The 12816-nt window shown below is 68.4% G+C and carries 11 protein-coding genes; 1 reads left to right on the forward strand and 10 read right to left on the reverse strand.

The features are described from left to right. Positions 1-154: 154 nt before the first annotated feature. The gene (locus MEICH_RS0114535; protein WP_027893253.1) at positions 155-646 is read right to left on the reverse strand and encodes an NUDIX hydrolase; all 492 of its coding nucleotides are present in this window, start codon (positions 644-646) and stop codon (positions 155-157) included. A 623-nt stretch (positions 647-1269) separates the two neighbouring features. After that, positions 1270-2937, reverse strand: coding sequence for a CTP synthase (locus MEICH_RS0114540; protein ID WP_027893254.1), 1668 nt, complete (start codon positions 2935-2937; stop codon positions 1270-1272). A gap of 366 nt (positions 2938-3303) precedes the next feature. Between MEICH_RS0114540 and MEICH_RS0114545 the strand changes: the two genes are divergently transcribed. Further along, on the forward strand, positions 3304-4281 hold the full coding sequence (locus MEICH_RS0114545) for an MBL fold metallo-hydrolase (protein WP_027893255.1): 978 nt from the start codon (positions 3304-3306) through the stop codon (positions 4279-4281). Position 4282: 1 nt separating this feature from the next. Here the strand turns inward: MEICH_RS0114545 and MEICH_RS0114550 are convergent, their stop codons facing one another. From MEICH_RS0114550 to MEICH_RS25175, 8 genes are all read right to left on the reverse strand, one after another. Next, positions 4283-5869, reverse strand: coding sequence for a gamma-glutamyltransferase family protein (locus MEICH_RS0114550; RefSeq protein ID WP_027893256.1), 1587 nt, complete (start codon positions 5867-5869; stop codon positions 4283-4285). A 216-nt stretch (positions 5870-6085) separates the two neighbouring features. Further along, entirely contained in the window at positions 6086-6847 is a 762-nt protein-coding gene (locus MEICH_RS0114555; RefSeq protein ID WP_027893257.1) for a TIGR00282 family metallophosphoesterase, read from the reverse strand. Between the two features lie 4 nt (positions 6848-6851). Further along, complete coding sequence (locus MEICH_RS0114560) at positions 6852-8852, reverse strand: thioredoxin domain-containing protein (RefSeq protein WP_027893258.1); 2001 nt, start codon at positions 8850-8852, stop codon at positions 6852-6854. Between the two features lie 433 nt (positions 8853-9285). Further along, positions 9286-9522, reverse strand: a complete 237-nt coding sequence (locus MEICH_RS0114565; protein WP_027893259.1) for a DUF502 domain-containing protein — start codon at positions 9520-9522, stop codon at positions 9286-9288. 4 nt (positions 9523-9526) lie between these two features. Then, a complete protein-coding gene (locus MEICH_RS0114570; RefSeq protein WP_027893260.1) occupies positions 9527-10063 on the reverse strand; it encodes a DinB family protein in 537 nt (178 codons plus the stop codon). A 25-nt stretch (positions 10064-10088) separates the two neighbouring features. Beyond that, positions 10089-10538, reverse strand: coding sequence for a hypothetical protein (locus MEICH_RS0114575; RefSeq protein ID WP_157202796.1), 450 nt, complete (start codon positions 10536-10538; stop codon positions 10089-10091). Positions 10539-10738: 200 nt separating this feature from the next. Then, positions 10739-11905: a glutamine-hydrolyzing carbamoyl-phosphate synthase small subunit gene (gene carA / locus MEICH_RS0114580; RefSeq protein WP_027893262.1), complete on the reverse strand. Its 1167-nt coding sequence runs from the start codon at positions 11903-11905 to the stop codon at positions 10739-10741. A gap of 72 nt (positions 11906-11977) precedes the next feature. Further along, positions 11978-12816: PDDEXK family nuclease (locus MEICH_RS25175; protein WP_218916407.1), on the reverse strand; the 839-nt coding region annotated here is incomplete at its 5' end.

Here is a 12816-nt window from a genome sequence, read left to right on the forward strand (position 1 = left end):
CTCCCCCCCCCGCCGGCGGGGAGGGGGTATCCCCCCTAGCCCCCCTTACACAAGGCGTTTGGCGTTTGGCGTCTTACGTACGGCGTAGGACGTACGACCGCGTTTAGCGTTCGGCTATCAGCTATCGGCTATGGGCTATCAGCTATCAACCCCCTCACCGCGTAAAACTCCACGACACCGGCCGCCCGCCCGCGTACGGCATCACCCCGTGGAAAGGGCGCGGGTCGTCGTCGAAGACCAGCGGCAGGAAGTGGCGGTCGCCGGGCCACATGGGGAGTTCCATCCGGACGACGCGCTCGAGCGCGACCCACTCGAGCGCCCCCTCGTGGTTGCGCTCCAAAGGCGTGCCGGTCCACTCGGGGATGAGGAACACGAAGCCGAACCAGTCCTCGCCGTGCTTGCCGAAGCCGGGCCAGGAGAGGGTGCCGCGCAGGATGAGGCGGGTGGCCTCGATGCCGGCTTCCTCGCGCAGCTCGCGGCGCATCCCGGCGGCCACGTCCTCGTGGGGCTCGAGCTTGCCCCCCAACCCGTTGTACTTGCCTAAGGCGGGGTCGTCGGGGCGGGCGTTGCGGTGGATCAGCAGCACCGAGCGGCCGTCGGGCGAGAGCACGTAGCCGAGCGTGGCCAGGATGGGGGTGTAGGGCATGGGGGTATCTTAGCGTGCGCCCCGTACGCCGTTCTCGAGCCATCCCCGCCCTGATACACTCGGCGGCGTATGGCCTCACGGTTGTGTTTTCTCGGCAGCGGCGATTCATACCGGATTCAAAAAGATAATCATCCGATCCGAAGAGCCCCGGAGGCTATCTTTTTGAATCCTAGAGCACACCCCTCCCTGACGGTCGGCGAAGAAAGCGTATCCCTTCGGTCGGGTTGGTCCGTCACCGTTCGGTGACGGACCAACCGAATCTGGTATCACAGGGTGTTCCCCGCTGGTGGTGCGAGTGCTCGGTGTGCCAGGAGGCCCGCGCCACGGGGCTCAACGCCCGCACCCGGCCCTCGGTGTGGGTCGAGGGTTCCGAACAGGTGCTGATCGGAGCCGTCAGCCGTCAGCGGAAGGCTCGTGGCTCGTGGCTAGCGGCCTGTGGCTAGCGGCTCGTGGTTCACCCCTCCCCTTCCCTCCCCGCCGGCGGGGAGGGGGTATCCCCCCTAGCCCCCCTTACTAAGGGGGGTGACAAGGCGTTTGGCGTTTGGCGTTTGGCGTCTTACGTACGGCGTAGGACGTACGACATCCAACCCGCGCCCAGCTATCGACCACCGACCCGCCCAGCCTCAAGCCAGCCGCGGCGCGTTCGGGTTGGGCCGCTCGGCCAGGATCTTGAACTGGCGATGGCGCTCGAGCGCCGCCGCGACGAAGCCGCCAAAGGGGGGCGAGACCCGCATGGGGCGGCTGGCGAGCTCGGGGTGAGACTGAAGGCCGATGAAGAAGGGGTGGTCGGGGAGTTCGATGGCCTCAACCAAGCCCTCGCCGCGCCCGTGCATGCCCGGCGTGACCGCCGAGACCGTGAGGCCGCCCTCGATGAGCTTCTGCACGTAGGCGGGGTTGACCTCGTAGCGGTGGCGGTGGCGCTCGTAGGCCAGGTCCTTGCCGTAGAGGCGGTGCAGGGTGGTCTCGGGGTGGATGCGCATGGGCCAGTTGCCCAGCCGCATGGTGCCGCCCAGGCCCTCGACCTCGAGCTGCTCGGGCATGAGGTCGATGACGGGGTGGGGGGTGTAGGGGTCGAACTCGGTGGAGTTGGCCCCCTCCAGGCCCAGCACGTTACGGGCGAACTCGATCACCGCGACCTGCAGGCCCAGGCAGATCCCGAAGTAGGGGATGCCGTTCTCGCGGGCGTAGCGGGCGCACAGGATCTTGCCCTCGATGCCGCGGATGCCGAAGCCGGGCCCCACCAGCACCCCGTCCACCCCGTGCAGGGCTTCGGCGGCCTTCTCGAGGTCGGTGACCTCCTCGGCGTTGACCCACTTCACGTTCACGCGGGCGTCGTTGGCGATCCCCGCGTGGCGGAAGCCCTCGAGGATGGAGAGGTAGGCGTCGGGCATCTTGACGTACTTGCCCACGAAGGCCACCGTCACCTCGCCCGAGGGGTGCTTGAGCTTGCGCACGGCGTTCTGCCAGAAGCTGAGGTTGGGCTGGATGGGCTCTAGACCCAGCTTCTTCTCCACCACCCGCCCGATGCCCTGCTCCTCGAGCACCAGCGGCATCTCATAGAGGAACTGCACGGTGGGGCTGGAGAAGACCTCGCTGGGGCGCACGTTGGTGAAGAGCGCGACCTTCTTGCGCACGTCCTCGGGCACCATCTTGTCCGAGCGCAGCACCACCGCGTCGGCCTGGATCCCCAGGCCCCGCAGCGCCGAGACCGAGTGCTGGGTGGGCTTGGTCTTGAACTCCTCGCTGGTGGGCAGGTAGGGCAGCAGCGTGAGGTGGATGTACATCACGTCGCCGTCCTCCTCGTCGAACTGGAACTGGCGGATGGCCTCCAAAAAGGGCAGGCTCTCGATGTCGCCCACCGTGCCCCCCACCTCCACCACCGCGATGTCGGCCTCCTGCTCCTTGGCGACGCGGCGGATGCGGTCCTTGATCTCGTCGGTGATGTGGGGGATCACCTGCACCGTCTGCGACAGGTACTCCCCCCGGCGCTCCTTCTGGATCACCGAGAGGTAGACCTGCCCGGTGGTCAGGTTGTTGCCCCGGCTGAGGTCGATGTCGAGAAAGCGCTCGTAGTGCCCGATGTCGAGGTCGGTCTCGGCCCCGTCGCCGGTGACGAAGACCTCACCGTGCTCGTAAGGACGCATGGTCCCCGCGTCCACGTTCACGTAGGGGTCAATCTTGATCGCCGTGACCTTGTAGCCCCTGGCCCGCAGGATCGCCCCCAACGAGGAGGTCAGGATGCCCTTGCCCAAACTGCTCACCACACCGCCCGTGACAAATATGTATTTCATCCTGCTCTCCTCCAAACAAAACAAGGCTGAGCGACCTCACGCCCCTCCTGGCGTCGAGGCCAGCCAGCTAGGTTTTCACGGGACTTCAGCATACCACTGTTCAGGCTCGCCGTGGATGAGGCAGGTGGCGGGGGGTGAGCGGTAAGCCGTCAGCGGAAGGCCCGTGGTCTGTCGAGGGTCCAGGGCCAAGGGCTAAGGCGTTTGGCGTTTTGCGTTTGGCGTTTGGCGTCTCGCGTACGACGTACGACCCGCGTTTGGCTATCGGCTATCAGCTATCGGCGTTCAGCGCAAGACGCACGAACCCTGGACCACCCAAAAAGCACCCTACATTTCTGTACCGAGTCAAACCAGGAGTATAGTTAAACCATGAGTATCGCGCCCGGCATCGAGGTTATCCCAGTTCCCATTCCATACCCGTTCAAGTACGTCAACTGCTACTTGCTGCTGGGCGACGGGGCGGTGCTGGTGGACTGTGCCCTAGACATGCCCGAAGCCAAGGGTGCCCTCGAGGCCGGCTTAGCGCGGCACGGGCTGAAGTTTGGCGACCTCGACCGGCTGGTCCTGACCCACCACCACCCCGACCACTACGGCCTGGCCGGGCTCATCGAGGCCGAGGGGGTGCCGGTGTATCTGCTGGACGTGGAGCTCGAGCGCGGCCACCCCTTCTGGACCGAGCCCGAGGCCATGAGCCGGACGGGACTGGAGCTCTTCCGCCGGCACGGCGTTCCCGATGAAGCGCTGAGCAACCTCGGGCGCGAGATGGACAAGACCCGCAGCCGGGTGCACGCCCCGCGGAATCCCCGCACCTTCCGCGACGGGGAGGTGCTCGAGCTCGCCGGGCAGCGCTGGCGGGCGGTCTGGACCCCCGGTCACGCCGACGGGCACGCCATGCTGCTGCGTGAGAGCGACGGGGTGCTGCTGGCCGGGGACCACGTGCTCGAGCGCATCTCCCCCAACATCGGCGTGTGGGCTTACTCCTACCCCGACCCGCTGGGGCTCTACCTGGAGTCGCTGGAGAAGGCGCGGGGGCTCGAGGTCGCGCTGGCCCTGCCCGGCCACTACCGCCCCCTGCGCGACCTGCGGGGCCGCATCGACGAGCTGGCCGCCCACCACCAGGAGCGCCTGGACTACCTGATGGGCCTGATGAACGGCGAGCCCAAGACCTGCTGGGAACTCTCCTTAGGGCTCTTCCCCGGCGAGCTTTCCCTCCCGCAGCGCCGCTTCGCCTGGTCGGAAACGCTGGCGCACCTGGAGTACCTGGTCAACCTCGGGGCCGTCGAGCGCTCTGAGGATGGGGTGATCCGCTACAGCAGCACGGTTCCGAAGGGCCTGAAGTCCGCCTAGCTCACCAGGCCAGCGCCTGGCCGTCGGCCCTGGGCTCGGAGCCGGCGAACAGGATTTCCCCCTGGCGCAGGATGATCTGCCCCCGCCCGAAGAGCCCGGCTTCAGGCTGGATCACCACCTGGTGGCCCCGGTCGATGAGGCCCTGCACCACGTGCTGCGGGACGCTGGGCTCGAGCATGACCTGCTTGCCCTTGACCCACTGCCAGCGCGGGGCGTCGAGCACGGCCTGCGGGTTGAGGCCCATGTCCTCCAGCCCCAGAACCACCTGCAGGTGGCCCTGCGGCTGCATGTGGCCGCCCATCACCCCGAAGGGGCCCAGGGGCTTGCCGCCGCGGGTCAGGAAGCCGGGGATGATGGTGTGGAAGGGGCGCTTGGCGGGGGCGTAGCGGTTGGGGTGGCCGGGCTCGAGCACGAAGCCCGCCCCCCGGTTTTGTAAGGAAATTCCGGTGCCCGGTACCAGCACCCCGGCCCCGAAGCCCATGTAGTTGGACTGGATGAAGCTCACCATCAGCTCGCCGTCGGCGGCGCAGAGGTAGACCGTGCCCCCCTTGGGGATGCCGGCCTCGGCGGCGTGGGCCGTGTCCCCGATGAGCCGGCGGCGGCCGGAGAGGTAGGTCTCGTCGAGCAACTGGGCGCTGCTGACGCGCATGTGGCGGGGGTCGGTGACTTCGGCCTGGGCGTCGGCGAAGGCGAGCTTCATGGCCTCGATCTGGAGGTGCAGGTACTCGACGGGGTCGTGGGCGGCGCGGGCCATGTCGAAGCCGCCGAGGATCTTGAGCGCCATCAGCGCGGCGATGCCCTGCCCGTTGGGCGGGATCTCGTGCAGCTCGAGGCCCCCGTACTGGGCCGAGATCGGCTCGACCCACTCCGGCTCGTAGGCGGCGAGGTCGGCCTGGGTCAGCCAGCCCCCGGTGGCGGCGGCGAACTCGGCCGTCTTCTGGGCCAGCGCGCCCCGGTAGAAGCTCTCGGCGTGGCTCGAGGCGATCTCCCGCAGCGTGGCCGCGTGGCCCGGGCTGCGCCAGACCTCCCCGGCCCGCGGGCCGCGCCCCCCGGGGAAAAACACCTCGTTGAAGGCCCGGTGTTCCGGCCCGGACATCTTCAGGAAGGTCTCCGCCGAGCGGCCCCAGCCCCGCGCCGTCACCGGCGACACCGCGAAGCCCTCCTCGGCGTAGCGGATGGCCGGCTCGAACAGCCGCTCGAAAGGCAGCTTGCCGAAGCGCTCCGACACCGCCCGCCAGCTCGCCGGAGCCCCCGGTACCGTGACGGGCAGCCAGCCTCGAGCCGGGATCTCCTGCATCCCCTCGAAGGCGCTGGGCTCGAGCTGGCTGGGGCTGGGCCCCGAGGCGTTGAGCCCGTGCAGTTTGCCGTCCCAGATCAGGGCGAAGGCGTCCGAGCCGATGCCGTTGGAGGTGGGCTCGAGCACCGTGAGCGCGATCGCCATCGCCAGGGCCGCGTCCGCCGCGTTGCCCCCGGCCAGCAGCATCTCCATGCCGGCCAGCGCCGCCTGAGGCTGCGAGGTGGCCACCGCGCCGCGCTTACCCACCATCACCGTGCGGCGCGAGGGATAAGGGTAGTAGTTGAGGTCCACGAGTAGCAGGGTACAGGAGGAGAGAGGTCGAGGGTCAAGGGGCTAGCGGCCGGACGCCGGGGGCGGGTCGTACGTCGTACGTCCTACGTCGTACGCCAGACGCAATACGCAAAACGCAAGACGCCGGTTGTACGTCTGTCGTGCGTCCTACGTCGTACGTCGTGCGCAATGCGCGAGATGCCTCGGCCTTTAGGCTGCCTTTCGCTGGCGGCCCTTCTAAACTGGCTCGTCGAAGCGGTAGGGTTTAATGCTCACGCAACGGCCCTTTTCGAACTCGAGCGCGGTGGCGTGGAAGCGGGCGGGGCCTTCCTGGGCGCGGAAGCGGGTGGGGCGCTGGGTGAGGAAGCGGCCCAGGAAGCTGTGCACTTCGCCGCCGATGATGCCGTCGTAGGTGCCGGTCATGCCCACGTCGGTCTGGTAGCCGGTGCCCCCCGGCAGGATTTCGGCGTCGGCGGTGGGGACGTGGGTGTGGGTGCCCAGGACGGCGGCTACCCGCCCGTCGAGGTGGCGGGCCAGGGCCAGCTTCTCGGCGGTGGCCTCGGCGTGGACCTCGAGCAGCACGTGGTCGGCGGACTGCTCGGCCAGGAGGGCGTCCATGCCGCGGAAGGGGTCCTCGAGGGGGTCCATGAAGAGGCGGCCCATCATCTGGCAGACCAACAGGCTCTCCCCTGCCGCCTCGAGCCGCCACCAGCCCTTGCCGGGGGTGCCAGGGGGGTAGTTCTGGGCCCGCACGATGGGCTCGGTCTCGATGAGCTCGTACACCTCGCGCTGGTCCCAGGCGTGGTTACCCAGGGTCAGCACGTCCACGCCCGCGTTGCGCAGGCGCTTGTAGGCCGCCTTGGAGAGGCCCAGGCCCCCCGCGGTGTTCTCGGCGTTGGCGACGACCACGTCGAAGTCGTCGCGGATATCGGGGAGGTGCCTCGAGACGATGCGCAAACCGGGTTCGGCGAAGATATCCCCGATGAATAGGACACGCATGCGCCTAGTCTAATCGGGCACCCGGGTACAGCGCGTGCAATTCAGCCCTCAGGGCCTGGAAATTCTCCGACGGCAGCCGGCACGAGCCGTGGCGGCACAAGTAGGCCAGGCCCGCTTTCCGGTCGGCGAGGATCGGCACGGAGCCGGCGGGCCCGGACGCCAGGGTGGTGATGGGCAGGTACTGCCCCCTCACCTCCGGGAGCCAGCTCGAGGGCGTCACCATCGCCAGCTCGCTGCCCTGCGTGCCGACGAGGTGCGCCTGGAGCAGCGCCGGGAAGCCGAAGGCGCTGCGCAGGAGGCTCTGCGAGTAGACCTCCACCGCCGACAGAGCCGCCTCGTGCCACTCGGGGCGCTCGTAAAGGGCGGCCAGCCGGAACAGCAACTCGGCCGCCGAGGCCGAAGGGCTGGGGTAGGGCCCGTCGTACACGTCCTTGGCCTTGACGGGCAGCCCCTCGTTCATAGAGTCGCGGAAGCCGCCCTCGGGGTCGCGGAAGTGGGCCAGTACGGCTTCGGCCCGCTGGTGGGCGGCCTCGAGCCACTCCATCTCCCCGGTGGCCTGGTAGAGCTCCAGCAACCCCAGCCCGTAATTGGCCTGGTCGCTCAGGTAGGCCTCGGGGCGCAGCTTCCCGGCCCGCCAGGAGTGGCGCAGCAAGCCGCCCGTCAGCATGGTCCCCAGCACGAAGCGGGCGTTGGCGCGGGCGGCCTCCAGGTAGCGCTCCTCCCCCAGCAACCGCCCGGCCTCCGCGAAGGCCCGCAGCATCAGGCCGTTCCAGTCGGCAAGCACCTTGTCGTCGGTGAGGGGCCAAACGCGCCCTTTGCGGCGCTCGTAGAGCCGGCTCCGAACGCCCTCGACCCACTCGCCGTAGGCCTGGGGGCTCAGGCCCAGCGACTCGCGCAGCGCCTCGTCGGGGAAGCGGCGCTCGAGCACGTTGACCCCCTCCCAGTTCCCCGCCTCCGACACCCCGAACAGCCGGGCGGCCGCGTCGGCGTCGGCCCCCAGCACCTCACGGAACTCGGCCTCGCTCCAGACGTAGAACTTGCCCTCTACGCCCTCCGAGTCGGCGTCCTGGGCCGACCAGAACTCGCCCTGCGGTCCGGTCATCTCGCGCAGCACGTAGCGCAAAATCTCCTCGGCCACCTGCCGGTAGCGCTCCTTGCCCGAGAGCTCGTAGCCCCCCAGGTAGACCCGCGCCAGTTGCGCGTTGTCGTAGAGCATCTTCTCGAAGTGCGGCACCCGCCAGATGCCGTCCACGGCGTAGCGGTGGAAGCCGCCGCCCACCTGGTCGTAGATGCCGCCCTCCATCATGCGCTCGAGGGTGAGCTCGAGGTGCTTCCAGGCCACGCCGTCCCCCAGCCAGGCGTGGGAGAGCAGGTAGAGCAGCGCCGGGCTCTGGGGGAACTTGGGCGCCCCCCCGAAGCCGCCGTAGCTCGGGTCGAAAGCCCGCGACAGCCCGGCCAAAGCTGCCGCGTGCAGGTCCTCGGGCAGGGGCGCGCCGCGCGGCCGGAGCGCGTTGCCCAGCGCGGCGGTGAGGCCCTGGGCGTTCTCGAGCACGTCCTCCTTCTGGTGCAGCCAGGCGTTGCGGACGGCCTCGAGCAGCCGCCGGAAGCTGGGCAGTTGCGGGTGGTCGCGCGGGGGGAAGTAAGTCCCGCCGTAGAAGGGCCGCAGGTCGGGCATCAGGAACATGCTCATGGGCCAGCCGCCGGAACCGGTCATGGCCTGCAGGGCGCTCATGTAGACGTGGTCCACGTCGGGCAGTTCCTCCCGGTCCACCTTGATCGGCACGAAGTGCGCGCTGAGGAAGGCCGCCACCTCGGGGTCCTCGAAGCTCTCGCGCTCCATCACGTGGCACCAGTGGCAGGTGGCATAACCCACCGACAAAAAGATGGGCTTGTCCTCCGCCCGCGCCTTGGCGAAGGCCTCCTCCCCCCACGGATACCAGTCCACCGGGTTGTGGGCGTGCTGCAGGAGGTAGGGGCTCGTCTCGTGGATCAAGCGGTTCGGCATGAGCCGAGCCTAGTGCCTGGGACCGCCCAGAACTGTAAGAGCGGTTTCCAGAGGGTGCCGGGTGAAGGGAGGCCTGTGGCGTGCGGGGAACCCTCCCGGCCGGCGGGGAAGAAAAGGGCCGGGCGGGCACAGGGGAGTAGTAATACCAGATTCGGTTGGTCCGTCACCGTTCGGTGACGGACCAACCCGACCGAAGGGATACGCTTTCTTCGCCGACCGTCAGGGAGGGGTGTGCTCTAGGATTCAAAAAGATAGCCTCCGGGCTCTTCGGATCGGATGATTATCTTTTTGAATCCGGTATAAGCTGCAAGCCGTTAGCCATCAGCTTTGATACGGGAACCCCCTCTCCCGACGGGAGAGGGGGCATTTTGCGTTCGGCTACCAGCTATCGGCGCTTAGCGTTCAGCTATCGGCTATCAGCCACCGACGCATCTCACGCCGACTTGGGCTTCTGAACGTACCGCAGGATGAAGTACACCGCCCCGGCCACGATCAGGGCGGGGACCAGGATCGTGAGCAGGCGGAACACCAGACCGGCCAGGCCCTTGAGAATGGCTCCTAAGAACGTGAAAAGCCAGCCGCCCACCCACATGACCACGAGCGCAGCCACGGCGATGAGCAGGCCCAATACCACCCACTCGAGGATATCTTGGAAAGAACGCTCGTTCATGGCTTCAGGATAACACACCGCCGCCGGGGCTCTTCAGGGCGTTCCAGAGCTTGCGGGTGGTGATGATCTGCCCGGCGTGGTGCTGGGCGTGGGCGGCGATGTGGTCGAAGACGTAAAGGGCCGGGACGGGGGCGAAGTCGCCCCAGGAGCAGGGGGCCTCGAGGTCGGGCTGCTCGAGCCGGGAGAGCCCGTCACGGACCAGGCGCAGGTTCGCGCGGAATTCCTCCAGCACCGCCGCGGGGGGCTCGTGGGTCACCCGCAACTGCTCCGGCGGCAAGAGCCGGTAGGCCTGGGGGATCTCCTGGCCTGTCCCCCGGAAGTAGAGGCGGGCGGAGGCCATGCCGACGTGGCGCACTAGGCCGCCGACGGCGTTGGCGCCTTCGGCCGGGAGCCACCAGAAGCCCTCGGGGCCTAAGTCGGCGGCCCACCTGTCCACGGTCTCCTCCACCTCCTCGAGGTTGCGCAGCCAGACCGAAACCAGGGGGTGAACGCCTTCGATGTCGCCGCGCAGGAACGGCGGGAGCCGGGTGGGAGTCTGCATGGGGCGATTCTACCCGCCCGGAGGCTCAGGGCTCGAGCTTCAGGGCACAGCGCCCGGTGTACTTGCGCTGCCGGACGGCCTCGGGGTAGGCCTCGCGGGTGCCCACGAAGGTGAGGCCGGTCCAGGTGGGGCCGCTCTGGGTCGTCGAGCAGAACAGCGCCTTGGAGGTCGCGTAGCCGCGCAGGGGCTCGAGGTAGACGGTGGCGTTGAGCTGGCGGGTGGAGGGGCTATAAGCCAGCACGACGTGGCGCTTGTCCAGGGCGATGATCGCGCCCTGGGTCCCGCTGCCCTGCACCGCCTGGAAGGGCGACTTGCGCACGACGATCTTGAAGGAGGCGTTCGCCAGGCTGGGGTCCTTGACGAACAGCGTCCAGACCTGACCCTGCTTCAACACGCCGCCCTCGGCGGGCTTGGTCAGGGGCGGCAGGGGCGTGGGCGCGGGGCGGGGCGCGGCCACGGGGGCGGGTTCAGCCACGGCCTCCTTGACCGGGACGGGGGTAGGGGCAGGGGTGGCGGGGGCGGCGCCCTCCGGCACCGCGACTGGCGCACAACCTACGAGACAGACCACGATTCCCAGATAACGCAACGCTTTCATCGATGCCTCCAAGATCAACTTGCAGGCATTCTAATAGCTCGGCTGAAAAACGGCAAATTGTCTTTGCCGAACTCGGTTCGTCAGATTCCGAGTTTGTCCATACGCTGCTTTTCTACCGGCATTCCAGTCACGCCGTGGAAGGCGTCGACCTCCTCGAGGAAGCGCTGGAAGAGGTAGAGCGAGTCGTGGGGGCCGGGGCAGGCCTCGGGGTGGTACTGCACGCTGAAGACCGGGTAGCGCAGGTGGGCCATGCCCTCGAGGGTGCCGTCGTTGAGGTTGATGTGGGTGGGGCGGAACTCCTTGAGCGAGTCGGGGTCTACGGCGTAGCCGTGGTTCTGGCTGGTGATCTCGATCTTGCCGGTGAGCAGGTTCTTGACCGGATGGTTGGCCCCCCGGTGCCCGAACTTGAGCTTGAAGGTGCGCCCCCCGGCGGCCAGGCCCAGGAGCTGGTGGCCCAGGCAGATGCCGAAGGTGGGCAACAGCCCCATCAGCTTCCACAGCGTCTCGTGGGCGTAGCGGGGCATGGAGGGGTCACCGGGGCCGTTGGAGACGAAGAGCCCGGCGGGCTCGAGCGCCATGATCTGCGCCGGGTTGGTCTTGCCGGGCACCACGATGAGCTCGAAGCCGAGCTCGGCCATGTAGCGCATCTGGGCGTGCTTGATGCCGAAGTCCATCACCACGATGCGGCGCTTGCCCTTGAAGGTGGGGAACTGGTAGGGCAGCGGGGTGGAGACCTCGGGGGTCATGTCGCGCCCGTCGATGTCCTTCCAGGTACGGGCCTCCTCGCGCAGGGCCTCGAGGTCGGCCTGGGTGAAACGGTGCTTGGGGTCGCCGACGTGGCTGGCGTGGGCGATGACCCCCTTGAGCACGCCCCCCTCGCGGATCTTGCGCACCAGGGCGCGGGTGTCGATGCCTTCCAGCCCCACCACCCCGTGCTCGGCCATGAACTCGCCCAGGCTCTGCTGGGCGCGGGGCCCGGCGGCGTAGGTGCTGAACTCGCGGGCCACGAAGCCGCGCACCCAGGGGCGGTTGGACTCCATGTCGAAGACGTTGACCCCGTAGTTGCCCTGGTGGGGGTAGGTCATCACCACGATCTGGCCGTTGTAGGAGGGGTCGGTGAGGATCTCCTGGTAGCCGGTCTGGGCCGTGTTGAACACCACCTCGCCCACGTTCTTGCCCCGGTGGCCGAAGGCGTAGCCGTGGTAGGTGGTACCGTCTTCGAGGACCAAAACTGCACGTTCCTTCATCGCAATCTCCGCATTCTATGCCGCGCCGCGGCAGCTTTCGTGGCCCCCGGCACCTTTTCGGCACTGGAGGCTTCAGACCAGCACGGCCTCCAGTTGCTCGTCGATGGTCTTCTCGTTGGCGAAGGTGAAGCCCCACTGGCCGCTCAGCTCGTCGAGCACCGGCTCGGGGATGCCCAGCAGCACGTAGAGCACCTGCTTGGCCGGGATGCGCAGGTCGGAGGCGATGCGCTGGTGGCGGTCGAGGGCCTCGTCGAACTCACCGGTCTTGCACTCGACGAGCAGGAAGCGGTTGGGGGTGCGCACCAGCAGGTCGACCTCGAAGCGGTCGCCGTTGGGGTAGAGGATGTGGGGGTTGGCCTCGAGGTCGTGCGCGACGTTGCGCCGCCGCAGGCTGAGCTGCACCCGCTGGCGCACGAAGCGCTCGAACCAGCCCCCGGTGAGGAAGTTGAGGTGCTTGCCCTCGCTGCTGGGCCGGGCGTAGATGCGCCGCTGCTTGTTGGAGTAGGAGTAGTTGCGCAACAGCCCCGCCTCCTTGAGCCACAGGCAGATCTGGGTGTTGGTGCCGATGTCCTGCTGGCTGAGGGCGCTGAGGGAGTACTGGAAGTCGGCGCCGCCGCGGGTGGCCGCGCTCTTGAGGCGGGCGTAGAGCCCCTCGAAGGCCGAGTAGCGCTCGCCCATGAAGCCGGCGAGGCGCTCGAGCGCCTTGTCCTCGGCCTCGTTGGCGGGGGGCAGGCCGGGCTTGAGCTGCAGCCCCACGTCGGCCAGGTAGTCGGCGACCTTGATGCTGGGGCGCTTGGGCTGGGGCTGGGGTTGGGGCTGGGCCTGGGGCCCGCGCCCCCAAGCCGCTCGACGTCGGCATCGAGCTCGACAGCGGCCGCGCGGCCAGCGCCACCATCCCCGCCGCCGGCGGC

This window comes from Calidithermus chliarophilus DSM 9957, assembly GCF_000430045.1.
Classification (GTDB): domain Bacteria; phylum Deinococcota; class Deinococci; order Deinococcales; family Thermaceae; genus Calidithermus; species Calidithermus chliarophilus.